Source organism: Bradyrhizobium japonicum USDA 6 (assembly GCF_000284375.1).
GTDB classification, from domain to species: domain Bacteria; phylum Pseudomonadota; class Alphaproteobacteria; order Rhizobiales; family Xanthobacteraceae; genus Bradyrhizobium; species Bradyrhizobium japonicum.
Genome location: NC_017249.1, coordinates 3562714 through 3585730, shown reverse-complemented (window position 1 = coordinate 3585730; position 23017 = coordinate 3562714). Strand labels below are relative to the sequence as shown.

The 23017-nt window shown below is 64.4% G+C and carries 23 protein-coding genes; 16 read left to right on the top strand and 7 right to left on the bottom strand.

What is annotated here, in order from left to right:
* The first annotated feature begins 52 nt into the window (after positions 1–52).
* The 6 genes from BJ6T_RS16705 (at position 53) to BJ6T_RS16680 (ending at position 6063) form a co-directional block, all read left to right on the top strand.
* On the top strand, positions 53–574 hold the full coding sequence (locus BJ6T_RS16705) for a c-type cytochrome, methanol metabolism-related (RefSeq protein WP_014493615.1): 522 nt from the start codon (positions 53–55) through the stop codon (positions 572–574).
* Positions 575–631: 57 nt separating this feature from the next.
* Positions 632–1741: an S-(hydroxymethyl)glutathione dehydrogenase/class III alcohol dehydrogenase gene (locus tag BJ6T_RS16700; RefSeq protein ID WP_014493614.1), complete on the top strand. Its 1110-nt coding sequence runs from the start codon at positions 632–634 to the stop codon at positions 1739–1741.
* 33 nt (positions 1742–1774) lie between these two features.
* Positions 1775–2338 (top strand): S-(hydroxymethyl)glutathione synthase, encoded by a 564-nt coding sequence (gene gfa, locus BJ6T_RS16695; RefSeq protein ID WP_014493613.1) that lies wholly within the window; start codon positions 1775–1777, stop codon positions 2336–2338.
* A 642-nt stretch (positions 2339–2980) separates the two neighbouring features.
* Positions 2981–3433, top strand: coding sequence for a (2Fe-2S)-binding protein (locus BJ6T_RS16690; protein ID WP_014493612.1), 453 nt, complete (start codon positions 2981–2983; stop codon positions 3431–3433).
* Between the two features lies 1 nt (position 3434).
* Positions 3435–5747 carry a xanthine dehydrogenase family protein molybdopterin-binding subunit gene (locus tag BJ6T_RS16685; protein WP_014493611.1) on the top strand — a complete coding sequence of 771 codons (2313 nt, stop codon included), beginning with the start codon at positions 3435–3437 and terminating at the stop codon, positions 5745–5747.
* Between the two features lie 55 nt (positions 5748–5802).
* Positions 5803–6063 (top strand): hypothetical protein, encoded by a 261-nt coding sequence (locus BJ6T_RS16680; RefSeq protein ID WP_014493610.1) that lies wholly within the window; start codon positions 5803–5805, stop codon positions 6061–6063.
* A 320-nt stretch (positions 6064–6383) separates the two neighbouring features.
* Here the strand turns inward: BJ6T_RS16680 and BJ6T_RS16675 are convergent, their stop codons facing one another.
* The 4 genes from BJ6T_RS16675 to BJ6T_RS16660 all read right to left on the bottom strand — a co-directional run bounded on the left by BJ6T_RS16675 (position 6384) and on the right by BJ6T_RS16660 (position 10670).
* Positions 6384–8111 (bottom strand): methanol/ethanol family PQQ-dependent dehydrogenase, encoded by a 1728-nt coding sequence (locus tag BJ6T_RS16675; protein ID WP_014493609.1) that lies wholly within the window; start codon positions 8109–8111, stop codon positions 6384–6386.
* A gap of 129 nt (positions 8112–8240) precedes the next feature.
* Positions 8241–8894, bottom strand: a complete 654-nt coding sequence (locus BJ6T_RS16670) for a QcrA and Rieske domain-containing protein (protein ID WP_014493608.1) — start codon at positions 8892–8894, stop codon at positions 8241–8243.
* A 264-nt stretch (positions 8895–9158) separates the two neighbouring features.
* Entirely contained in the window at positions 9159–9623 is a 465-nt protein-coding gene (locus BJ6T_RS16665; protein WP_039152740.1) for a group III truncated hemoglobin, read from the bottom strand.
* Between the two features lie 135 nt (positions 9624–9758).
* Positions 9759–10670 carry a 3-hydroxybutyryl-CoA dehydrogenase gene (locus BJ6T_RS16660; RefSeq protein WP_014493606.1) on the bottom strand — a complete coding sequence of 304 codons (912 nt, stop codon included), beginning with the start codon at positions 10668–10670 and terminating at the stop codon, positions 9759–9761.
* Between the two features lie 338 nt (positions 10671–11008).
* On the opposite strand from BJ6T_RS16660, the gene pstS reads away from it, so the two are divergent.
* The 6 genes from pstS to BJ6T_RS16630 all read left to right on the top strand — a co-directional run bounded on the left by pstS (position 11009) and on the right by BJ6T_RS16630 (position 14981).
* Positions 11009–12058, top strand: coding sequence for a phosphate ABC transporter substrate-binding protein PstS (pstS, locus tag BJ6T_RS16655; RefSeq protein WP_014493605.1), 1050 nt, complete (start codon positions 11009–11011; stop codon positions 12056–12058).
* Positions 12059–12149: 91 nt separating this feature from the next.
* A complete protein-coding gene (locus tag BJ6T_RS16650; protein WP_014493604.1) occupies positions 12150–12494 on the top strand; it encodes an ArsR/SmtB family transcription factor in 345 nt (114 codons plus the stop codon).
* 11 nt (positions 12495–12505) lie between these two features.
* Entirely contained in the window at positions 12506–12985 is a 480-nt protein-coding gene (locus tag BJ6T_RS16645) for an ArsI/CadI family heavy metal resistance metalloenzyme (RefSeq protein ID WP_014493603.1), read from the top strand.
* Positions 12986–13002: 17 nt separating this feature from the next.
* Positions 13003–13413 (top strand): arsenate reductase (glutaredoxin), encoded by a 411-nt coding sequence (gene arsC, locus BJ6T_RS16640; RefSeq protein ID WP_014493602.1) that lies wholly within the window; start codon positions 13003–13005, stop codon positions 13411–13413.
* Complete coding sequence (locus BJ6T_RS16635) at positions 13413–14117, top strand: aquaporin (protein WP_014493601.1); 705 nt, start codon at positions 13413–13415, stop codon at positions 14115–14117. Before arsC ends, BJ6T_RS16635 begins: the two co-directional genes overlap by 1 nt.
* A gap of 165 nt (positions 14118–14282) precedes the next feature.
* A complete protein-coding gene (locus BJ6T_RS16630; RefSeq protein WP_014493600.1) occupies positions 14283–14981 on the top strand; it encodes an ABC transporter permease in 699 nt (232 codons plus the stop codon).
* On the opposite strand, the gene BJ6T_RS16625 is transcribed toward BJ6T_RS16630, so the two are convergent.
* Both BJ6T_RS16625 and BJ6T_RS16620 read right to left on the bottom strand, forming a co-directional pair.
* A complete protein-coding gene (locus tag BJ6T_RS16625) occupies positions 14955–15764 on the bottom strand; it encodes an ABC transporter substrate-binding protein (RefSeq protein WP_014493599.1) in 810 nt (269 codons plus the stop codon). The genes BJ6T_RS16630 and BJ6T_RS16625 overlap by 27 nt on opposite strands.
* Positions 15765–15943: 179 nt before the next feature.
* On the bottom strand, positions 15944–16351 hold the full coding sequence (locus BJ6T_RS16620; RefSeq protein WP_141379301.1) for a hypothetical protein: 408 nt from the start codon (positions 16349–16351) through the stop codon (positions 15944–15946).
* A gap of 125 nt (positions 16352–16476) precedes the next feature.
* On the opposite strand from BJ6T_RS16620, the gene BJ6T_RS16615 reads away from it, so the two are divergent.
* Positions 16477–17847 (top strand): hypothetical protein, encoded by a 1371-nt coding sequence (locus BJ6T_RS16615; protein WP_014493597.1) that lies wholly within the window; start codon positions 16477–16479, stop codon positions 17845–17847.
* A 63-nt stretch (positions 17848–17910) separates the two neighbouring features.
* Positions 17911–18183, top strand: coding sequence for a TonB-dependent receptor plug domain-containing protein (locus BJ6T_RS16610; protein ID WP_014493596.1), 273 nt, complete (start codon positions 17911–17913; stop codon positions 18181–18183).
* 19 nt (positions 18184–18202) lie between these two features.
* Here the strand turns inward: BJ6T_RS16610 and BJ6T_RS16605 are convergent, their stop codons facing one another.
* Complete coding sequence (locus tag BJ6T_RS16605; protein ID WP_014493595.1) at positions 18203–19519, bottom strand: alpha/beta hydrolase; 1317 nt, start codon at positions 19517–19519, stop codon at positions 18203–18205.
* A 268-nt stretch (positions 19520–19787) separates the two neighbouring features.
* Here BJ6T_RS16605 and blaBJP point away from each other — a divergent pair, with 268 nt between their 5' ends.
* Together blaBJP and BJ6T_RS16595 are read left to right on the top strand one after the other, a co-directional pair.
* Positions 19788–20672 (top strand): BJP family subclass B3 metallo-beta-lactamase, encoded by an 885-nt coding sequence (blaBJP, locus tag BJ6T_RS16600; RefSeq protein WP_014493593.1) that lies wholly within the window; start codon positions 19788–19790, stop codon positions 20670–20672.
* Between the two features lie 334 nt (positions 20673–21006).
* Complete coding sequence (locus BJ6T_RS16595; RefSeq protein WP_014493592.1) at positions 21007–23016, top strand: putative bifunctional diguanylate cyclase/phosphodiesterase; 2010 nt, start codon at positions 21007–21009, stop codon at positions 23014–23016.
* Position 23017: the final 1 nt, after the last annotated feature.

Genomic DNA, 23017 nt, shown 5'->3' with positions numbered 1-23017 from the left:
ATCAACTCCACGCGCCGGCTCGTCTCCACCTGATGCCTTCGAGGATCATCTCTTGCGTAAAATCTGCTTTGTCATCGCTGCGACCATCTTCGTGACTTCGGGAGGAATTGCTGTTGCGGACGGTCCGGGCGACCCGACCGCCGTCAAGAAGGAAGACGACGGAAAGTGGCTCGATAAGGAAGGAAACCCGACCTACAAGATTTCGGCCGACGGCACCGTGGACTGGTTCACCTATTCCGGATATCGCCGCTATCACTCCGACTGCCACGTCTGCCATGGCCCCGACGGCATGGGATCCACCTACGCACCGTCGTTGAAGGATTCGGTCAAGACCATGAGCTATGGCGACTTCCTCGGCGTCGTCGCCTCCGGTCGCAAGAACATCTCGACCGCGCAGGAGAACGTCATGCCTGCCTTCGGCGACAACCCGAACGTCGCCTGCTACATGGACGATCTCTACGTCTATCTGCGCGCGCGCTCCGACGAGGCGTGGGGCCGTCAACGTCCCTCCAAGAAGGAGGAGAAGAACGAGACCTACACCAAGGCGGAAGACGCCTGCATGGGCAAGAAATGAAGGTTACCAGGACCGATACCACCTCGTGGCGTCCTGCGAGAATTTGAGGAGTTTACGATGAAGACACGTGCCGCCGTTGCTTTCGAAGCCAAGAAACCACTCGAGATCGTCGAAGTCGATCTGGAAGGACCGAAGGCAGGCGAAGTCCTGGTCGAGATCAAGGCGACGGGCATCTGCCATACCGACGCCTACACGCTCGACGGCTTCGACAGCGAAGGAATCTTCCCGTCGATCCTGGGTCATGAGGGCGCCGGTATCATCCGCGAGATCGGACCGGGCGTGACCTCGGTGAAACCGGGCGACCACGTCATCCCGCTCTACACGCCGGAGTGCCGGCAGTGCAAAAGCTGCCTGAGCCAGAAGACCAATCTCTGCACCGCGATCCGCGCGACGCAGGGCAAGGGCGTGATGCCCGATGGCACCAGCCGCTTCTCCTACAAGGGCAAGCCGGTCTACCACTACATGGGCTGCTCGACCTTCTCGAACTTCACCGTGCTGCCGGAGATCGCCGTCGCCAAGATCCGCGAGGACGCGCCCTTCGACAAGAGCTGCTACATCGGCTGCGGCGTCACCACCGGCGTCGGCGCCGTCGTCAACACCGCGAAGGTCACACCGGGCTCCAACGTGGTCGTGTTCGGCCTCGGCGGCATCGGCCTCAACGTGATCCAGGGCGCCAAGATGGCCGGCGCCGACAAGATCATCGGCGTCGACATCAACGACTCCAAGGAGGATTGGGGCCGCCGGTTCGGCATGACCGAGTTCGTCAACCCCAAGAAGATCACCGGCGACATCGTCGCGCATCTGGTCAACCTGACCGACGGTGGCGCCGACTACACCTTCGATTGCACCGGGAACACCACCGTGATGCGCCAGGCGCTGGAAGCCTGCCATCGCGGCTGGGGCACCTCGATCATCATCGGCGTTGCCGAATCCGGCAAGGAGATCGCCACCCGCCCGTTCCAGCTCGTCACCGGGCGCAACTGGCGCGGCACGGCCTTCGGCGGCGCACGCGGCCGCACCGACGTGCCCAAGATCGTCGACTGGTACATGAACGGAAAGATCCAGATCGATCCGATGATCACCCACGTGCTCAAGCTCGAGGAGATCAATAAGGGCTTTGACCTCATGCACGAGGGCAAATCCATCCGTTCAGTCGTCGTGTTCTAGCTCGAAAGCGTCACACCCAAGGAGGATCGACCCATGACTGTTGCACTCCATCCCTCGATCGATAACGGCGTCAAACAGGGCAGCGGCAACTTTGCCGGCGGCACACTGGTCTGCAAATGCACGGACCACCCGGTCAAGGTCGCGGTGAAGGGCGACGTTGCCCACAACCACGCCTGCGGCTGCACCAAGTGCTGGAAGCCGCAAGGCGCGAACTTCTCGGTGGTCGCCGTGGTGCCGCGCCAGAACGTCAGCGTGACCGAGAACGGCGACAAGCTCCAGATCGTCGATCCCTCGGCGGTGATCCAGCGCTACGCCTGCAAGGCCTGCGGCACGCACATGTACGGCCGCATCGAGAACAAGGGCCATCCGTTCTACGGCCTCGATTTCATCCATCCCGAGCTGTTCCAGGAGCAGGGCTCGCAGGCGCCGCAATTCGCCGCCTTCGTCTCCTCCGTGATCGAATCCGGCGTGAAGCCGGAACAGATGGCAGGCATCCGCTCGCGGCTGAAGGAAATCGGGCTCGAGCCCTATGACTGCCTGTCGCCGGCGCTGATGGACGCGATAGCGACCCACGTGGCGAAAGCCAAAGCTGCCTGACAAGGCCGCCTGAACGGAGCCGCCAGACCTTCGCCGTGCCCCCGTCCGCTCGCTGGCCCCGACCATCGCCAGCGAGCCGGACGGTCCGGTCCCCGACCAAATCGCTGCGATGCCTCCGCTTCGCACGACGCAAGATGCGAGGGCCATGAGCTCCTCAGATGAGCTCCTCAGTCCTGGTCTCTGAATGACTGCGCAGTGCCGCCCGCTTCCCCCTCGAAGTCCGCGCCTCTGCGCTTCTCCCTCCCTCGACTGAGGCATCCTGCTTCGTCCGCGCAGTCTCTGCCGGACGAAGCTTTTTTCGTCGTGCACATTTCGCAGGCGCAGCGGCGTGATGTCGCGCCCTGCTTTTGACAAACCTTCGTTGCAATCCTTTCCCGTCAAGAACACCCGGCTGTGAACGCCGGGCCGGCGCGGTCTCTGCTACGATCGCGTCGTCACGATGCCGCGCGAATTCAATCAATCAAGAATAAGACGGGAGGTATCGAGCACATCCGGACATCACGATTCGCATTCCTGCTTGCTGCCGGGATTTGCCCGCGCAGGAGACCGGGCGGGGATGCGGCGACACGACGAAACGGGCAGTGCGCCGACCTGTGTCGGCAATGTTGAAATCGACATGCTTATGAAGAGCGAGGGACCATCATGATCAAGGTGAAGATCAACGGCCAGGAACAGAGCTGGGACGGCGACCCGGATCTCCCGCTACTCTGGTTTCTGCGTGACGAGGCCGGGCTGACCGGCACCAAGTTTGGCTGCGGCCAGGCCTTGTGCGGCGCCTGCACCGTCATCGTCGACAAGGAGGCCGTGCGCTCCTGCATCACGTCGATCAACGACGTCGCCGGGCGCGAGGTGACCACCATCGAAGGACTGCATCCGAACGGCGACCATCCCGTCCAGAAGGCCTGGCGCCAGGTCAACGTGCCCCAATGCGGCTTCTGCCAGGCTGGCCAGATCATGCAGGCTGCCGCGCTGCTGATGGAGAATCCCAAGCCGTCACACGACCAGATCCGCGAAGCGATGGCCGGCAACATCTGCCGCTGCGGCTGCTACCAGCGCATCGAGAACGCAGTCCATCTCGCATCGACGGGAGTGTGACATGAATTTCATCGAGAACCCGACGAAGCTCCGTGGCTTCGAAAAGAACCTCAAGGTCGAGAAGGTCTCGCGCCGCAGCATCCTGAAGGGGCTCGGCATCACCGGCGGCTTCGTGCTCGCCGCCCCCGTGATGTCGCGCCGGGCGTTTGCCTATGAGACCGGCGCCGGCAAGATGCCGCACGGCGTCGTGGTCGACCCGCGCGTCTTCGTTGCCGTTGCGCCCGACGGCACCGTCACCATCCTCGCCCATCGTGCCGAAATGGGCACCGGCGTGCGCACCAGCCTGCCGCTGATCGTCGCCGAGGAGATGGAGGCTGACTGGTCCAGGGTAAAGGTGCAGCAGGCCCATGGCGACGAGGTCAAGTTCGGCAACCAGGACACCGACGGCTCCCGCAGCACGCGGCATTATCTGATCCCGATGCGCCAGATCGGCGCCTCCGCCCGCACCATGCTGGAGCAGGCCGCGGCCAAGCGCTGGGGCGTGCCGGCGACCGAGGTCAAGGCCGTCAACCACGAGGTCGTCCATAGTGCCAGCGGCCGCAAGCTCGGCTTCGGCGAGCTCGCCGCGGACGCAGCCAAGCAATCGGTGCCGAGCATCGAAGGCCTCAAGCTGAAGGACCCCAAGGACTTCCGTTATCTCGGCAAGGGCCAGATCGGCATCGTCGATCTCCACGACATCACCACCGGCAAGGCGCGCTACGGCGCGGACGTACGCCTGCCGGGCATGAAATATGCCGTCATCGCACGCCCGCCGGTGACCGGCGGCAAGCTGGTCTCGTTCGATCCGGACACCGCGCTGAAGGTCCCCGGCGTCGAGAAGGTGATGCAGGTGCGCGGCTGGCCGTGGCCGTCGAAATTCCAGCCGCTCGGCGGCGTTGCGGTGATCGCGCGCAACACCGGCGCGGCGATCAAGGGCCGCGACGCGCTGAAGCTGACCTGGGACGACGGCGCCAACGGCAAATACGACTCCGTCGCCTATCGCAAGGAGCTCGAGGAAGCCTCACGCAAACCGGGCCTCGTCGTACGCCAGGAGGGTGACGCAGACGCTGCGCTGAAAGGCGCCGACAAGGTCGTCGTCGGCGAATACTATCTGCCGCACCTCGCCCATGTCAGCATGGAGCCGCCGGTGGCGGTCGCCGACGTCAAGGGTGACAAGGCGGAGATCTGGGCGCCGGTGCAGAGTCCCGGCGGCACCCGCGAGGACGTCGCCAAGACGCTCGGCATTCCCGAGGACAACGTCACGGTGAACGTCACGCTGCTCGGCGGCGGTTTCGGCCGCAAGTCGAAATGCGACTTCGCGCTCGAGGCCGCACTGCTTTCGAGGGAGCTCGGCGCGCCGGTGAAGGTGCAATGGACGCGCGAGGACGACGTCCGTCACGACTTCCTGCACACCGTCTCGGTCGAGCGGATCGAGGCGGGGCTCGACAAGAACGGCAAGGTGATCGCCTGGCGCCACCGCAGCGTGGCCCCGAGCATCGCCTCGACCTTCGCCGCGGGTGCAAACCACCAGGCACCCTTCGAGCTCGGCATGGGCCTCGTCGACATGCCGTTCGAGATCGCCAACATCTCCTGTGAGAACCCGGAAGCCGCGGCGTTCACCCGCATCGGCTGGTTCCGTTCGGTCTCGAACATCCCGCGGGCCTTTGCGGTGCAGTCGATGGTCGGCGAGATCGCGCAGGCGACCGGGCGCGACCAGAAGGAGACACTGCTCGCGCTGATCGGCAGTCCCCGCATCGTCAAGCCAGCGGTGAAGGACATGTGGAACTACGGCGAGCCCTATGACAGCTACCCGATCGACACCGCGCGCCTGCGCAAGGTGGTCGAGCTGGTCGCCGAGAAGGGCGAATGGGGCCGTCAGGTGCCGAAAGGCCACGGCCTCGGCATTGCCGTGCACCGCAGCTTCGTCAGCTACATCGCGACCATCGTCGAGGTGGCCGTCGACGAGAAGGGCAAGCTGACGGTGCCGCGGGTCGATACCGCGATCGACTGCGGCACCTATGTCAACCCCGAGCGCATCGCCTCGCAGATGGAGGGCGCGGCGATCATGGGGCTGAGCGTCGCCAAATACGGCGCGATCACCTTCAAGGACGGCAAGGTCGAGCAGAAGAACTTCGACGACTTCCAGGTCCTCAGGATGGATGAATCTCCTCTTGTAACCAACGTCTACATCGTCCCGCCCGGACCCGACACGCCGCCGAGCGGCGTCGGCGAACCCGGTGTTCCGCCATTCGCGCCCGCGCTGATGAACGCGATCTTCGCCGCGACCGGAAAGCGTATCCGCAGCCTTCCGCTCGGCAAGCAATTGGAGGCCTAAGGCGGAACATTGAGCGGCCTCGCGCCGTTTCCATCGATCTGACAGGAGCAGATCGATGACCAACATCTCAAAGGCGCTCGCAGTCTCGTTGCTGTCGGGCGCCTTTTTCATGACGACCACGGCTGCGTTCGCCCAAAGCAGCACCACTCCGCCGACCACCGCCACGCGCCCCACCGCGCCGGAGCAGAACTCGCTTCCCAACGCCGGCGCGCCGCCGCCTTCGACCACGCAGACCACCGGGCAGACCAGCTCCGATCCGAAGGTTCAGGAGATGAACCAGAAGGAAAAGGACAAGGTTGATCGGCAGGGGAAGTAGCGGTTCAGCGCCTGCGCATTGATGCGCCCTCTCCCCTTGCGGGAGAGGGCAGCGACGCTGGGTGACACGAGCTCGCTTGGGTGAGGGGTTTGTCTCCGCGAGCCCCCTCGCGATTTGTGTACGCGGATATAACCGCTCATGCGGCGCTCTAGCCGAAGCTTCGCTTCGGCGTTCTCTTAAGAACGGCGGCCGAAGGCCGCCTATGCCACCTTCTCCCACAACAAGGAGAGAAGGGAAGAAGATACGCAAAATGCGGCGGACGTTGCCGTCCGCCGCATTTGCCCCCTGACGCTCCGCTTCCTTCGATCTGCCCGCAGAGCTTATTTCTTCAGCGCGAACACCCAGATCACGCCGCCCTGCGGCACATTGGATTCGATGCCGATATTGTTGGTCGCGAGCGCGTCCTGGATGCGCTGCGCGTCGACGCCCCATCCGGACTGGATCGCGATATATTGCGTGCCGTCGATCTCATAGGACGACGGCATGCCCATGATGCCGGAGTTGGTCTTCTGCTCCCACAGCAGCTCGCCGGTCTTGGCATTGAAGGCGCGGAAGTTGCGGTCGTTGGTGCCGCCGACGAAGACGAGATCGCCTGCGGTCGCCGTCACCGAGCCGAACAGCTGCGACTTCGGGAAATTGTGCTGCCACACCTTCTTGCCGGTGACGGGATCCCAGGCCTGGAGCTCGCCGAAATGATCGGCGCCGGGCTTGGTCTTCAGGCCGATGTCTTCCGGCTTGGTGCCGAGCCAGAGTTCGCCGGGCTTGAGCGGAAGCTTCTCGCCGGTAAAGCCGCCGCAGAAATTCTCGTTGGCGGGCACGTAGACGAGGCCTGTCTTCTGGCTGTAGGCCGCTGACGGCCAGTCCTTGCCGCCCCACAGCGACGGACAGAACTCGACGCGCTTGCCTACGGTCGGCTTGTGATCGGGATCGACGATCGGCCGTCCGCTCTCGGCATCGATGCCCTTCCAGACGTCGGTGGAGACGAACGGCCAGCCAGCGACATAGTTGATCTTGGTCGGCGTGCGCTCGAGCACCCAGAAGATCGCGTCGCGGCCGGGATGGACCAGGCTCTTGATGTTGCGCCCATTGCGTTGCAGGTCGATCAGCATTGGCGCTTCGACCTCGTCCCAGTCCCAAGAATCGTTCTGGTGATACTGGTGATAGGTCTTGATCTTGCCGTTGCTGGGATCGAGCGCGAGCACCGACGAGGTGTAGAGATTGTCGCCGGGGTGCATCTCGCCAGGCCACGGCGCGGCGTTGCCGACACCCCAATAGATCGTCTTGGTCTCCTTGTCGTAATTGCCGGTCATCCAGGCCGAGCCGCCGCCGTTCTTCCAGTCGTCGCCCTGCCAGGTGTCGTGACCGGGCTCGCCTTCGCCCGGAATGGTGTAGGTCCGCCACAGCTCCTTGCCGTCCTTGGCATCGTAGGCGGCGACATAGCCGCGCACGCCGAACTCGCCGCCGGAGCCGCCGACGATGACCTTGCCGTCGATGATCAGCGGCATCAGGGTCATGTACTGGCCCTTCTTGTAATCCTGCACCTTGGTGTCCCACACCACCTTGCCGGTCTTGGCGTCGAGTGCCACGACATGGTCGTCGGTGGTGGCGAGATAGAGCTTGTCCTCCCAGAGGCCGACACCGCGACTGGTCGGATGCAACTGGAACAGATCGTCGGGGAGCTGCCGCTTGTAGCGCCAGTACTCGTCGCCGGTCTTCGCGTTCAGCGCGATCACCTGCCCCATCGGGGTCGCCACGAACATCACGCCGTTGTTGACGATCGGCGGCGCCTCGTGGCCTTCGACCACGCCGGTGGCAAACGTCCAGACCGGCGTGAGATTCTTGACGTTCGAGGTGTTGATCTGGTCGAGCGGGCTATAGCCCTGCCCGTCATAGGTGCGCCGATAGAGCATCCAGTTGCTGGGTTCCGGATTTTCCAGCCGCTGCGCGGTGACGGGAGAATAATTCTCGATCGGGCCGGCGCCGGCGGCGGTCGAGGCAAGACACGTGAAGGCGACGAAGCCGGACAGTAACCATTGCTTCCTGGTCATGGAAGTTTTCATGGACGTTCCCCTTTTTCATCCGTTTGAATTCTTGCTTTGAATTCTTGTCGTTCGTCCCGTCGTCCGCCCCTCGGCGGATGCGGCCTCTCGTGACGCGGGCATAACCCGCACCGTCCATCATCCTGGCTGCACGCCACCTACCTTTCCGATGAAGTTGCCGGCAACGCTGAGCGAACCGTCAGCGAGCGCGAGCGGCAGCGCGGCAAGCCGCCGCGGGGCCGGCCCGAACACGACCTGCGCGCCCTCGCGGGGATCGTATTCAGAGTTGTGACACATGCACTTGAACACATCCTTGTCGCCGACATCGCTCTTGACCCAGGCGGTGACGGGACAGCCGGCATGGGAGCAGATCGCCGAATAGGCCAAGATGCCGTCGACGGCACGCGCGCGGGTCTTCTCGTCGAGTTCGGCAGGATCGAGTCTGATGATCAGGATTTCGTTGAGGCGCGAGGCGCTGCGCACCACCGACGTGTTGGGATCCTTCGGCCACGCATGGACCGGCGGTCCACCGGCCGGGAGATCGGCCGCAGTGATGAGCTTTCCCTCCTGGTCGCCTTCGGAGAAGACGAGGAGATCACCCTTCTGCGGACGTTCGTCGGAGCCTGGCGGATCCTCGCCCGCGCGCGCCTGCGTGGAACAACCAAGGCAGGCGGTCGTGGCGAGCGCGCCGAGCAGCAGCGTTCGCCGCGTCTGTTCTGCGCCCGCGTCGACGTCAGGTTCCGCGGTGCTCTTGGACGATGAGGGAGTGGTGTTGAATGATGCGCGCGACATGCACGGTAGCAGGCGCTGGAACTCTGCCGAAAAAAAGGCGGAGAGTTGGCGCCGCAGCGCATCAATATGTCTTTGCTCGCTTTGGTTGAACGCAAATGAATGCGTTCCGGCGCATATTTGCAATTGCAACGTCGCGTCGCGCGATCAGCATGATGATTTTGCAGATCAGACCGATGATGCCGGAATTGGTGCAACGCGTTATTGGCCACGCAGCACAACCTCGAAGCGACACAACTGCACGTTTTACAGGCAGATTTTCTGTCGTCAGGACCGGAGCACGTGACGCGGCGCAGCGATGCGGCCGGCGATGGTCGCCGACGCCATCTCAAAGCTGTCGGCGATGCGACGCGCCTTGTCGATGAAGAGCGCGGCCGCCGGCGGCGGACAGACCTCGCGCGCGGTCTGCTCGAACAGATCGAGCCAGCGGTCGAAATGATCGCCGACCAGGCTGAGCGGCACATGCGCCCGCATCGGCGAACCATGATAGCGGCCGCTCATCAGCACGACCGACGACCAGAATTCCCTGAGTTTGGCGAGATGCTCGTCCCAATTCTGCACGATCGCAAAGACCGGCCCCAGCAGCGCATCCTCGCGCACGCGTCCGTAGAAGCGGGTGACGAGCTCCCCGATCATCTCCTCCGTGATCCCGGTGCGCTCGATCGCATCCTGGGTCAGCAGGTTCCGCCGCGCGGCCGCCGCCTCGCGCTCGGCCTTCAATCGATCCGACATGTCCTTCGTTATCCGTTCATTTGTTCCCGCAGGCCGCCCGTTCGACATTGTCGGGCCAATTGCGCGCGGCGTCTTTGTCGCAGCGCAAATTGCGGGGATCGGACGGCGGATGCCGGGCACCCGCCGCCGGCGCCATCAGGCGCTATAGGTGTAGAAGCCCTGGCCGGTCTTGCGGCCGAGATGGCCGGCGTCGACCATTTCCTTGAGCAAGGGGGCCGGACGGTATTTGGGGTCGTTGAAGCCCTTGTAGAAGACCTCCATCACCGAAAGCATGGTGTCGAGCCCGACGAGATCGGCGAGCGCCAGCGGCCCGATCGGATGGTTGCAGCCGAGCTTCATGCCGGCATCGATCTCCTCGGCGGTCGCGATCCCCTCCTGGAGCGCAAAGATCGCCTCGTTGATCATCGGGCACAGGATGCGGTTGACGGCAAAGCCGGGGCTGTTCTTGGCCGTGATCGCCACCTTGCCGACCCGCTTGGCGAAATCCAGCGCCTTGGCGTGGGTGTCGTCGGAGGTCTGCAAGCCGCGGATGAGCTCCAGCAGTGCCATCACCGGCACCGGGTTGAAGAAGTGCATGCCGATGAAGCGATCGGGGCGATCGGTTGCGGCGGCAAGCTTCGTGATCGAAATCGAGGAAGTGTTGGTCGCGAGCAGCGTGCGCGGCGACAGCGTGGCGCAGAGGTCCTTCAGGATCTTGACCTTGAGCTCCTCGTTCTCGGTCGCGGCCTCGATGACGAGGTCGCAATCGGCGAGCTTCGCGCGGTCGGTGGTGCCGGTGATGCGCTTGAGAGTCGCGTCGCGATCGGCCGCCGACATCTTCTCCTTCTTGACCAGGCGCTCGAGGCTGCCGCCGACGGTCGACAGCCCGCGGTTCACAGCCGCATCGGAGATGTCGACCATCACGACCGAGAGCCCGGCCGCGGCACAAATCTGCGCGATGCCGTTCCCCATGGTCCCTGCCCCGATGATGCCAACCGTGTTGATCATTGCCTCGTATCCTTCATCCTTGCGGGCGTGCCAGACGGCCCGGCCCCATTGTTCCTGCATCAGGGTCTAGCACCGCCACCGGGCGGGGGCGACCTGATCATGCCCCTTCCTTAAAGCATCCGAGGCGGGAATAAAGCCGCCATCCGGCCGCGAAACGGCATGATTTGGCAGTCTGGCAGGCGGTTTTACCGAATTTTCGTGTGCTCGCCCCCGGCGCCTTGCAGCGAGGGACGGCTCGGCCCCGCCGGTTCGGACCATCTTGATCTACATCAATCGGACGATGGGTGCTCGCTAACGGCATGGTGTAATTGATGCGCAATGGCCAGTGCGAATGCCTCGCGACGCTATTGTGACATAACCCACATCAGCCTCGTGCCCCACCTGTTAGGGTCGCGCACATGACAAAACATATTGCACTTCCCATCATCTTCACCGCTCTGCTCGTCGCCACGCAGAGCCTGGCGGCCGAGACCAAGGGAGCCGGCTCGACCTTCGTTTCGCCCGTAATGGCGAAATGGATCGACGCATACAAGACGAAGACCGGCAACACCGTCACCTATCAAGCGGTCGGCTCGAGCATCGGCGTCGGCCTGATCAAGAAAGAGGCCGTCGACTTCGGCGCAAGCGACATGCCGCTCGATCCCAAGGAGCTGGACAGGCTCGGCATGATGCAATTCCCGATCGTGATCGGGGGCGTCGTGCCGGTCGTCAATATCGATGGGGTCAAGCCCGGCCAGATCCGCTTCACCGGCCAGATGCTCGCCGACATCTATCTCGGCAAGCTGAGATCATGGAACGATCCGGCCATTCGTGCGATCAACCCCGACATCAGGCTGCCGAACACTGCGATAACGGTGGTTCATCGCATCGACGGATCCGGCACGACGTTCAACTGGTCGAACTACCTCTCCAAGGTCAGCCCGCGGTGGAAGACGAGCGTGGGCGAAGGCACCTCGGTCGAGTGGCCGCTTGGCCTCGGCGGCAAGGGCAATGACGGCGTCGCCTCGCTCGTCAGCCTCGTTCCGGGCGCGATCGGCTATCTCGAATACACTTACGCGCTGCAACGGCTGGATAGAATCTCATTTGGCGTCGTGCAGAACAGCGCCGGAAATTTCGTAGTGCCCGACGCCGCATCGTTCCAGGCCGCGGCCTCGAGCGCGGACTGGAAGGCGGAGAAGGATTTCCATCTCGTGCTCACCGACGCGCCCGGCGAAGACGCCTACCCGATCACGGCGACGACCTTCGTGCTGATGCCGAAGGCGCCGAAATCTGAGGAACGATCGGCAGCGGCCATCGACTTCATGCGCTGGTCGCTGGAGAACGGAAAGACGCAGGCCGAGACGCTCAATTACGTGCCGCTGCCGGCCGCCCTGGTCGACCAGATCGAGCGCTACTGGCAGCAGAGCCTTGAGGTAGCGGTCTCGGCATCGGCCAACGCCAAGCGCTGAGGCGCGGAGGTCCGACCATCATATCGAGATCGGGAGCGAACAGCCTCGATCTTGATTGACATCCGCTTATTATTTCCATAATCGTTGAAATATGGAAAAGATAAACGCCGTCGCAGCGCTCGCCGCGCTTGCACAGGACAACCGCCTCGACGTCTTCCGCCTGCTGGTGCAGGCCGGCCCGGACGGCATGTCCGCCGGCGCGATCGCCGAGACGCTGGACATCGCCCCCAACACGCTGACCTTTCACTTCGACCGGCTGAGGATGGCGGGACTTGCGACGGTCCGGCGCGAGGGACGCTCGATGATCTATGCGGCGCGGTTCGAGACCATGAACGCGCTCGTCGGTTTCCTGACCGAGAATTGCTGCGGCGGAACATCATGTGCTCCGGCCAATACTGCGAAACCCGCGCGAAAGCGCAGCAAAGTGCCAGCCTGAGAGGACAGACCATGAAGCGCCTGCACGTTCACGTGTCCGTCGAGGATATTCCCCACGCGATCGGGTTCTACTCGGCCTTGTTCGCCAGCCAACCATCGGTCGTGAAATCCGACTATGCCAAGTGGATGCTCGAAGACCCCCGCATGAATTTCGCGATCTCGACGCGTGGCCGCGCGGCAGGCCTCGACCATCTCGGCATCCAGGTCGAGACCGGCGAGGAGCTGCAAGAGGTTTATGCGCGGCTGCGCCAGGCCGGCGGCAACGTCATCGAGCAGGGGCAGACCACCTGCTGCTACGCCAAGTCGGAAAAATCCTGGATCGATGATCCCGCCGGCATCGCCTGGGAGACCTTTTACACCTCGGGCGAGAGCACCGATTACGGCGACGGCAGCGGCGAGAATCGGGCGCGAGTCGCTCACGAGAAGCAGGAGACCCAGTCGGCCTGCTGCGCGCCGCAGGTGACGCCAACCGTCTCGCGGGCCTGCTGCTGAGCACGAGGACTTCCGTCATGGACGCGATCATCTACCACAATCCCGAGTGCGGCACGTCGCGCAACACGCTGGCGATGATCCGGACTGCCGGCATCGAGCCGCACGTCATCGAATATCTGAAGACGCCGCCATCGCGGGCGCTGTTGCAGCAGCTCATCGCGCGCATGGGGATTTCGGTGCGCGAGGCGGTTCGCGAAAAGGCCGCGCCCTATGCGGAGCTCGGGCTCGACAACCCGGCGCTGACCGACGAGCAACTGCTCGACGCGATGATGGCACATCCGATCCTGATCAACCGGCCGATCGTGGTGACGCCGAGAGGCGTCAGGCTTTGCCGGCCCTCCGAACGCGTGCTCGATCTGCTGCCGGCGCAGCAGGGCGAATTCGTCAAGGAGGACGGCGAGCGCGTGCGGCTGGATCGCGGCGCCTGATGCCGGGGCTTGCGCAGCGCGCCTTCGCGGAGTGGCTTGGGACGGCGTTCCTGCTTGCCGCCGTCGTCGGCTCGGGGATCATGGCCCAGAGGCTCTCCGGCGGAAACGTCGCGCTGGCGCTGCTGTGCAACACCATCGCCACGGGTGCGATCCTCGTGGTGCTGATCCTGATGTTCGCTCCGATATCGGGGGCGCATTTGAATCCGGTCGTGACGCTGGCATTCACCCTGCGCGGCGAAACCGCATGGACGGACGCTGCCGCCTATCTCGTCGCTCAGATCGCCGGCGCGATCGCAGGCGTCGGGATCGCGCACATGATGTTCGAGCTTCCGGTCCTGCAGCTCTCGCTCACAGAACGCGCGGGTGCCGGACAATGGCTTGCCGAGGCCGTGGCCACGTTTGGCCTGCTGGCGACGATCCTTGGCGTCGGGCGTCGGACACCCACCGCCGTTCCCTATGCCGTCGGCCTCTATATCACCTCGGCGTACTGGTTCACGTCGTCCACGTCATTCGCAAACCCCGCGGTCACCATCGCCCGCTCGCTGTCCGATACCTTCGCGGGTGTCGCCCCGCACGACATCCCGGCTTTCATCGCCGCTCAATTCATCGGGGCCGGGCTTGCCGTTCTGCTCGGGCGCTGGCTTTGGGGCGGAGCCGCCGAAGAGCGGAGCACGGCCCAGATTACGTCCCGGAAGCCTGCATAACGCCGCACCGACGTTCATTTTTGGGATGAATCGCATTTTCAAATCGTGCCTGCCCGGTATTCTGTCGTCGAACAAGACTCGCAGGGACCAGTCCGTGAAGCGATTGCGCGGCCTCGACGTCGACGAACCGGAGGCATTCTGCCCGACGCCGCAGCGTCCGGCCGGATGAACGATTTCGCGCAATCCGTCGCCGCCGCGCTCACGCTGATCGGCGAGGCCGATGCCGAGCTGCTCGGCATCGTCGCGCTGTCGGTGCGTGTCAGCCTGACCGCCGGCATCGTCGCGCTGCTGATCGGCGCGCCGATCGGGGCGCTGCTCGCGATCACCCGATTTCGCGGGCGGCAGGTCGTCATCGTGCTGACCAATGCGCTGCTCGGCCTTCCGCCGGTCGTGGTCGGGCTTGCGCTCTATCTTCTGCTGTCGCGGTCCGGCCCGCTTGGGGCAGCCGGACTGTTGTTCACGCCGACCGCGATGGTGATCGCGCAGACCCTGCTCGCGACCCCGATCGTGGTCGCGTTGGTGCACCGCCCGGCGAGCCTGCTTTGGGCCGAGTATGGCGACCTCGCGCGGATCGACGGACTATCGACACTGCGCAGCATCGGCCTGCTGTTCGCGCTCGGCCGAACGTCGCTGCTGACCGCCTTTCTCGCGGCTTTCGGGCGCGCGATCGCCGAGGTCGGCGCCATCATCATCGTCGGTGGCAACATCCGCGGCTTCACGCGCACGATGACGACGGCGATCGCGCTGGAAACCAGCAAGGGCGAGCTGCCGCTGGCACTCGGGCTCGGGCTGATCCTGCTCGCGCTCAGCGTGGCGGTGTCGACCGTCGCCTTCCTGCTAGTGGGACGCGTTGGGGAAAAATAGCTGCTCGCCGCCGACCTTGTAGCCGGCGATCGCATCCTGCCCCTTCGGCGAAACCAGCCAGTCGATGAAGGCCTGTCCGTCCTTCGCCTTCACGTTCGCATGCCTCGCCGGATTCACCAGCATGACGCCGTACTGGTTGAACAGCCGCTTGTCGCCCTCGGTCAGGACGGCAAGCTCGCCCCGGTTCTTGAACGACAGCCAGGTGCCGCGGTCCGACAGGAGATAGGCGTTCGACGACGAGGCCATGTTCAGCGCAGGACCCATGCCCTGCCCGATCTCGCGATACCAGCTGTCCTTGCCGGCGCCGATATCGACGCCCGCCTCCTTCCACAATCTCAGCTCCGCCGCATGCGTGCCGGACTTATCGCCGCGCGAGATGAAGGTTGCCCTCGCCGCCGCGATCTTGCGCAGCGCATCCGCGACGTCCTTGTCGCCGGCGATCTTTGCGGGATCGCTCTTCGGACCGACAATGATGAAGTCATTGTACATGACATCGAAGCGCTTCACGCCCTGCCCCTCGGACATGAACTTGTCCTCGGCGGGCCGGTCATGGACGAACACCACGTCGGCATCGCCGCGCCGCCCGATGTCGAGCGCCTGGCCGGTGCCGACGGCGACGACCTTCACCTCGATGCCCTCCGCCTTCGAGAACAATGGCAGCAGGTAGCCAAACAGGCCCGACTGCTCCGTCGACGTCGTCGAGGCCACGGTGATGGTGCGATCCTGCGCGTAAGCGCATGTCGACCAGACCAGAGCCGCTGCGATGGCGGCAAGTTTTCTCATTGCGTTGTCCTCACTCCCCAGACATATGAACTTAGGCGGGAAGGACGACGCAGGGAAGTGCGACGTTCGGCGCAGGATCAGCGGCCGGGGCAGTACCGCATGACATTGCGGTAGCCCTGCGGGTCCGGCTCCTTCATCCACTGCTCTTGCCAGGCAACCCAAAGCTTGTCGTCGGAGCTTCAGGACGACCGCAGCTTTTCGATGATGGCCGTCACCTCGCTCAGCTGGGCTTTGGCCGTGGTCAGGAGCGCGAGCAGATCCCGCGCCGACTGTGCCGATCCGCCAGCGGCGGCCTGATCGATCGCGCTCAAGCCGTCGGTGAGACGCGAGATGATTTGCACGAGTTCATCGCGGCGCGCCTCGAGGTCCGCAAGCGTTGCGTCAAAGCGCTCGTCGAGCCGGGCGCCTTGCAACGAGCGGATCGGAACGATCCTGTCGTCGGGAGGATCGGACATGCGCGTGCTTTGCGTTGCTGTCCCGCCCATCCTAGGCGCGACCGCCCGCAACCCGGCGGTGGTGCGTTGTCGCATCCGACACGGCAGTCGCGTTGCCCTTTCCCGCGCGGTGGACGCACGGATGTTCTGCAATTGGTCCCACCTACATTGACATCGATGTGACGGCCGGGGCAGTTTTTTGCATTGCTGGCGAATCAGCGATTGCCTCACGCCGAGTACCTCTTGGACAACTCCCTGTGCTTTCGAGACTGATATCGTTGCTGCGCCGCATTCCCGCGGTGAAATGGGCGTTCACCCGGCTCAGGCCCTTGCCTCACGGCGGCAGCATCGATGTCGCGCCGATCGCGGCAAGCGATTCGCCCGCAACCGTTGCCGACATCGCAGAAGCTGTTCCGGCGCCCGACCGCATCAGCACGAGCCCGCAGCGCAGTGACAGCGAGATCGCCGTTGCGGCTCCGGTCGCCGAAGAGGCCGTCGCTATCTCTGTCATCCCGGAGAGCCCGTCCGCAGCGCCAACTGATATCAGCGTCGCCGGTGATTCATCCCTGGAAGCGCCGACAGAGGTCGAGGCGGTCGTCGTCGAAGAGGTTTCGGTCTCATCAGTCGAGGTGGAGAGCGCGTCCGTCGATGCACATGAGCTCGTCAGCAGCGATCCGCCCGCGGAGCCTGAAACCAGCGTCGCACCCGTCGTCGTAGAAGAGACACCGGTCCCCGTTGCCGAGATCGAGAGCGAGCCGGTCGATGCTGCTGAGCTCGTCGGCAGCGAGCCGTCTGCGGAACTCCCGGTGAACGCTGAACCCGTCATCGTTGAAGAGGTCCAGCTATCACCTGTCGAGGCCGAGGGCCGGCAGGCCAACGTTTCCGAGCCCGTCATCTGCAGCGATCCATCTCCCGAACACTCGACCGAGGTGGAGCTTGTCGTCGCAGAGGAGGCGCTGGTCTCGTCTATCGACGTCGAGATCGCTCCGGTTGATGCCCCCGTTCTCGCCGTCGACGACGATACCTCCTCTGACGTCGCTGATGCTGAGCCGGTTGTCGTGGAGGACCCGTGCATCGCGCTTGCGGACGGCGACGTCTCGGCGGAGGAGGTCTCTGAGAGCAGCATCGACAGCGCTGCCCTTCCTGTCGTCGCAATGGAGATCGAGCCAGTCCCGGCCAACGATCCCGCCCCGGTCGCACCGATCGCCGCGGAGGATTCCTCTGCCGACACAGTGAGCGCCGTCACGCATGTTGCGCCGGAGCCGGCCCTCGAGTCTCCCGCTCCGGTGATCCCCAGCGCGCCGAAGACGCGCGCAAAGGTCGTGGAACCCGTCGACCGTGCCGCGTTGATCCGTCAGCGCTGGACGGAGACCGGGATCAGGATGTGGAATCCGCGGCTTCACGGCGCCGGCGATGCCACGCTGAACATCCAGGGCCGCGTCGAGTTGCTGCCGCCCGCGCCCGGCGAGACCATGCCACGTTACGACAAGCTCGAATTCAGGATGCTGGGCGGGCAGATCGTCTGCGAGGGCGTCGTCGTCGAGGCGCCCGCGTCGGCAGGTCAGCGCAGCTTTACCCGGCTCGCCGAGCCGCGTAACCCCGACCGGACCCGCGAACCGCTGCGGGAACGCCAGGCCGCTCTCGCCTGACCCTTGTCCTCTGCGACCATGCCCGCCATATGCCAAGCTGACGCCCTGGACATGGGAGGCCGTATGCCCGCAAGATCATTGCGCCTGGTCGTGATCGCCGCCCTCTGCATCTCGCAAGGGGCCTTTGCGGCGTCCAGCAAACGCCCGCACCATATGCCCGCCACCGATCCGGCCGCGCCCTACAAGGCCGACCGGCTCTCGACCTCGCGCGGCCAGACGATCCTCAACACGCCGGGCCAGACCACCGTGCTGACGCGTCAGGTCCTCGACGACATGAACGCGACGACCCTCCGGGACGCCATGCGCTCGACCGCCGGCGTGACGATCGGGCGCTAGATTTCGCGCGGCTTCGCGTTCAGGGGATCGGGTAGCCCTTCCAGACCCACTCCAGCGCCGACGGCAGCGTTTGTGCGATCGTCGGCCGGTCGACGTGCTTGGCGTTGCGCACGAACAGGAACTGGTAGTGGTAGCCCTTCTCCGCCAGCACCTTCGCCATCAGCGCGTTCGACAGGGTCCAGTCGTGCATGCCGTCGGGAATGGTGGGGTTCGGATAGAACAGGTCCTGGTCGCCGCCGAAGAACCAGAAGCGGATCGGCTTCGCCGGTGCGGCGACGATCAGCGGCACGCCGGGCGGCTCGGCCGGCGTGAGCACGCCGGCCTTGGAGATGAGGTTGGGACCGGCCGGCCCCGTCCATGCGCTGTGATATTCCCAGGCACCGCCACGCAGCGACGGATCGTGCGGCCATTGCTGGTTGACCATCGTCGGCGAGAAGGCCAGCACGCGGTGATAGAGATCGGGATAGAACCACGCCATGGTGAAGGCCGCAGCCCCGCTCGAGCTCAGCCCCATGGTCGCGCGCCCGTCCGGATTTCCGGTCAGCTTGACGTCAGCGTTCTTTTCGACCAGCGGCAACACCTCGCGCTCGACGAATTGCGCATACGCGCCTGACACCGCATCATATTCGCGGCCGCGCTGGCTGCCCTGCGCATCCTGGCCGCCATTGCCGATCTGGATCGCGATCATCGGCGGCACGCGGCGCTGCGCGATCAGATTATCGAGCGTCGTGGCGAGGTCCTTGTAGGCGTTGGAGCCGCCGTCGCCGACCACGATGAACGGCGCCTCGGTGCCGCGCACATATTGCGCCGGCACGTAGACGTCGATCGTGCGCGACCAGATTCCAGGATGGCTGGTGGTGACGATCATGTGCGACTTGTCATCCGGCGCGGTGACGGTCGTCATGATCGAGGAATTGGTGCAGCCGGCGACGTCGTCGCGGATCAGGCCGGGATTGTAGATCGTGCTCTCCTTCGACGTCAGCGTGAAGGATTTTGTCGTGCCGCGTGGTACGCCTTCCTTCGCAATCGTCTCCGGCGCGGGATTGTGGGTGGGCCCGATGATGAAATTGCCCTCGGCGCCGGGCGGCGGCAGCGTGCCGTCGGGCAGCTCTGTCGCGCGCGGATAGTTGGGGTTCGAGGGATCGCGCGTCGGCGGCGCCGTCTTGAAATCGAGGCCCGTCGTGTCGATGAAGAACGGTGCCGCCTTGTCGGTGGTGTTGGCCCCGGGCGGCACGGCCATGTTCTGGGTGACGCAGGCCGGCTGCGACAGTGCAATTGAAGTGAAGGAGACGAGGGAAATCAGCGTCCCCGCGAGGACGGCGAATGAATTGGTCATTTCAGCTCCCGGTGCCGACAAGTCTTTGGCTCGCCTTGACGCAAAGTATGGCGGGCCGCCTGCGTGCGGTCAAACAGCAAGCGGCCGCATTCCGGCGATAGCCGCCATGCTCAAACCGAACGGCGACCGTTATTCCGCGCATGCAATGAATTTTTCCGGATACGAGGCCGTTGCTGCCGCAGCTCGCACGACGTAGCTTGCGCGCCGGCCGTGCCGCGCAAAAGGCGCGCACGGTCAAAACGAACAAGAACACTTCGGGAGGCAACCTATGAAGAAGCTCGCGGCCACGCTATGTGCGCTGGTATTCCTCGCAACCGGCGCACAGGCGCAGACCATCAAGGATTTCCTCGCGGCGGTCATGCAGAAATGGACGGCGCCATTCGATCCGTTCCAGCTCATCGGCAACATCTATTATGTCGGAACAGACGGCATTGCCGTTTATGTCATCAAGACATCGCAGGGCCTGATCCTGATGGACACCGCGATGCCCCAGTCGACCGGCATGATCGAGGACAACATCGCGAAGCTCGGCCTCAAGGTCGCCGACATCAAGATCATCCTCAACACGCATGCGCATCTCGACCACACCGGCGGCTTCGCCGAGATCAAGAAGGAGACCGGCGCACAGCTCGTTGCCGGTGAGCGCGACAAGCCGTTGCTCGAAGGCGGCTACTATCCAGGCGACGAGAAGAACGAGGACCTCGCCTTTCCCGCGGTGAAGGTCGACCGCACGGTGAAGGAGGGTGACAAGGTCACGCTCGGCGATACCACGCTGACGGCGCATGCAACGCCCGGCCACTCGCCGGGCTGCACGAGCTGGGAGATGACCGTCAAGGACGGTGGCCAGGACCGCGAGGTGCTGTTCTTCTGCAGTGGCACGGTGGCGCTGAACCGGCTGGTCGGCCAGCCGACCTATGCCGGCATCGTTGATGATTACCGCGCGACCTTCGCCAAGGCCAAGGCGATGAAGATCGACGTGCTGCTCGGGCCGCATCCGGAAGTCTATGGCATGCAGGCCAAGCGTGCGGAGATGAAGGACGGCGCACCGAACCCGTTCGTGAAGCCGGGCGAGCTCGCAACCTACGCAACCAGCCTGTCGGAGGATTTCGACAAGCAACTCGCCAAGCAGACGGCGGCGTTGGAGAAGAAATAACGGCCGCTTGCCCTCTCTTCACCTCTCCTCCCGCGGGGAGAGGTGAAGCGCGCGCGTCGGCTGACCACGCAGCCATACGCCGTCGCCTACGTGAAAGCCAAGATCTCCCATGGTTAGCAGATTGTAGCTGCGGGTGGCCGCGGGCGAGGCGTGCCTGAGACACGCGGCTCGCCGCCGGATATCCTTAACACGGTCTCACCCATACACGCGGTTGGAAAATCCCGCGGCCGCGCGCAACCTGCGCTGGCTGTTCGTGCAGCGCCACCTAACGCGACCTTTACCCCCGTCGTGCAAGATCGCCGCCGTTTTGAAGGGATCCGGGGCGCGTATTGCAATGCCTGTCGTCAATTTGAAGTCTCAGCTCGCCGCCGCGATGCGGCTGTTTCGCGTGCCGGACGACAACGCGGACCTGACGCGCGCGCAGTTCGACGCCTTCTCCAAGCAGATCCCGCTGCTCTATTTCATCCTGATGAGCAACACGATCGCCGTCGCCTATACCTATGTCAACGTGGCGCCGGACTGGCTGACGATGATCGTGCCGAGCGTGCTCACCGTGCTCGCGGCGCTGCGCAGCTTCTGGTGGCTGCGCCAGCGGCACCTCGTGCGGAGCGATGCCGATATCCTGCGCAATCTGCGCGCCACCAACTGGATGACATTGCCGATCGGCGCCGGCTTCACCGCATGGTCCTTCGCGCTGTACCCCTACGGCGATGCCTTCGCCAAGAGCCAGGTCGCCTTCTACATGGCGGTGACCGTGATCGGCTGCATCTTTTCGCTGATGCATCTGCGTTCCGCGGCGTTGATCGTGACGCTCGTCGTCGACGTTCCCTATGTGCTGTTCTTCTGGGCCACCGGCGAACCGACGCTGAAGGCGATCGCGGTCAACAACCTTCTCGTCTCCGGCGCGATGGTGACGGTGCTTTTCATCTACTACCGCGACTTCGCCGATCTCGTCTCCAGCCGCAAATCGCTCCTGGCGCAGCAGGCCGCGACACAAGCGCTCTCGGACGAGAACTTCCGCCTCGCCAATCTCGATTCCCTCACCGAGCTGCCGAACCGCCGCCGCTTCTTCGCCGAGCTGTCGAGCGCCTTCACCGACGCCGAGCGCAGGCGCGTTCGCGTCGCGGTGGGGATCCTCGACCTCGACGGCTTCAAGCCGATCAACGACAATTACGGCCACTCGGTCGGCGATCGCGTCCTGATCGAAGCCGGGCGCCGCATCCGCGAAGTCTGCGAGGGCTTCGGCCCGCAGCGGGTGGAATTTGCCCGGCTCGGCGGCGACGAGTTCGGCCTCGTGGTGTGCGGCGATCCTGAAGATGACGACCTGATGCGGCTCGGCCAGCGCATCGGCGAACAGGTCAGGCTGCCCTACCAGCTCGATACCGCCCATACCGGCCTGTCCTGCTCGATCGGCTTCGCGCTGTTCCCGAGCTCGGCGACGAGCGCCGAAGCGCTCTATGAATGCGCCGACTACTCGCTCTATCACGCCAAGCGCCATCTGCGCGGCCGCACCGTGATCTTCTCGAGCGAGCTCGAGGCCGAGATCCGCAGCCGCGGCGTCATCGAGAACTTGCTCCGCACCGCCGATTTCAGCACTGAGATGGATCTGGTGTTCCAGCCGATCGTGGACGCCATGAGCGAGCACACCGCCGGCTTCGAAGTCCTGGCGCGCTGGCACAGCTCCCGCCTCGGCCTGGTCTCACCGGCCGACTTCATTCCCGCCGCAGAGCGCATCGGCCTGATCCGGCCGCTGACGCAGGCGCTGCTGGCCCGCGCGCTCGCGACGGCAAGGACCTGGCCCGACCACATCCGCCTGTCGTTCAACCTCTCCGCTCACGATGTCTGCGCAGCCGAGGGCATTTTGCCGCTGATCTCGATCATCGAGAGAAGCGGGTTGCCGCCGCACCGGATCGACTTCGAGATCACCGAGACCGCCGTCACCTTCGACTTCGTGCGCGCGCAGCAATCGATCGCGACGCTGAAGGCCATGGGCTGCGGCATTTCACTGGACGATTTCGGCACTGGTTATTCCTCGCTGAGCCACGTGCATCGGCTGCCGCTCGACAAGATCAAGATCGACCGCAGCTTCGTCGCCGACATCAACGAAAATCCGGTGAGTCACAAGATCATCAAGTCTCTCGCCGGCCTGTGCGACGACATGGAGATCGCCTGCGTCGCCGAGGGCGTCGAAACCCGCGCCCAGCTCGACAGCCTGCGGCGCCTGGGATGCGACTTCATCCAGGGCTACTACTTTGCAAAGCCGATGTCGGGCGACGCGATCGGCGACTATCTCGCAAAGGAACGCCAGCGTCTCGGCGACGCCGGCGCCAAGGTCGTGGCCTGAA

Bases quoted from the DNA above. Each gene is read 5' to 3' on its own strand.
- BJ6T_RS16700 (WP_014493614.1), top strand. From the start codon at position 632: ATGAAGACACGTGCCGCCGTTGCTTTCGAAGCCAAGAAACCACTCGAG.
- gfa (WP_014493613.1), top strand. From the start codon at position 1,775: ATGACTGTTGCACTCCATCCCTCGATCGATAACGGCGTCAAACAGGGC.
- BJ6T_RS16690 (WP_014493612.1), top strand. From the start codon at position 2,981: ATGATCAAGGTGAAGATCAACGGCCAGGAACAGAGCTGGGACGGCGAC.
- BJ6T_RS16685 (WP_014493611.1), top strand. From the start codon at position 3,435: ATGAATTTCATCGAGAACCCGACGAAGCTCCGTGGCTTCGAAAAGAAC.
- BJ6T_RS16680 (WP_014493610.1), top strand. From the start codon at position 5,803: ATGACCAACATCTCAAAGGCGCTCGCAGTCTCGTTGCTGTCGGGCGCC.
- BJ6T_RS16675 (WP_014493609.1), bottom strand. From the start codon at position 8,111: ATGACCAGGAAGCAATGGTTACTGTCCGGCTTCGTCGCCTTCACGTGT.
- BJ6T_RS16670 (WP_014493608.1), bottom strand. From the start codon at position 8,894: ATGTCGCGCGCATCATTCAACACCACTCCCTCATCGTCCAAGAGCACC.
- BJ6T_RS16665 (WP_039152740.1), bottom strand. From the start codon at position 9,623: ATGTCGGATCGATTGAAGGCCGAGCGCGAGGCGGCGGCCGCGCGGCGG.
- BJ6T_RS16660 (WP_014493606.1), bottom strand. From the start codon at position 10,670: ATGCAGGAACAATGGGGCCGGGCCGTCTGGCACGCCCGCAAGGATGAA.
- pstS (WP_014493605.1), top strand. From the start codon at position 11,009: ATGACAAAACATATTGCACTTCCCATCATCTTCACCGCTCTGCTCGTC.
- BJ6T_RS16650 (WP_014493604.1), top strand. From the start codon at position 12,150: ATGGAAAAGATAAACGCCGTCGCAGCGCTCGCCGCGCTTGCACAGGAC.
- BJ6T_RS16645 (WP_014493603.1), top strand. From the start codon at position 12,506: ATGAAGCGCCTGCACGTTCACGTGTCCGTCGAGGATATTCCCCACGCG.
- arsC (WP_014493602.1), top strand. From the start codon at position 13,003: ATGGACGCGATCATCTACCACAATCCCGAGTGCGGCACGTCGCGCAAC.
- BJ6T_RS16635 (WP_014493601.1), top strand. From the start codon at position 13,413: ATGCCGGGGCTTGCGCAGCGCGCCTTCGCGGAGTGGCTTGGGACGGCG.
- BJ6T_RS16630 (WP_014493600.1), top strand. From the start codon at position 14,283: ATGAACGATTTCGCGCAATCCGTCGCCGCCGCGCTCACGCTGATCGGC.
- BJ6T_RS16625 (WP_014493599.1), bottom strand. From the start codon at position 15,764: ATGAGAAAACTTGCCGCCATCGCAGCGGCTCTGGTCTGGTCGACATGC.
- BJ6T_RS16610 (WP_014493596.1), top strand. From the start codon at position 17,911: ATGCCCGCAAGATCATTGCGCCTGGTCGTGATCGCCGCCCTCTGCATC.
- BJ6T_RS16605 (WP_014493595.1), bottom strand. From the start codon at position 19,519: ATGACCAATTCATTCGCCGTCCTCGCGGGGACGCTGATTTCCCTCGTC.
- blaBJP (WP_014493593.1), top strand. From the start codon at position 19,788: ATGAAGAAGCTCGCGGCCACGCTATGTGCGCTGGTATTCCTCGCAACC.
- BJ6T_RS16595 (WP_014493592.1), top strand. From the start codon at position 21,007: ATGCCTGTCGTCAATTTGAAGTCTCAGCTCGCCGCCGCGATGCGGCTG.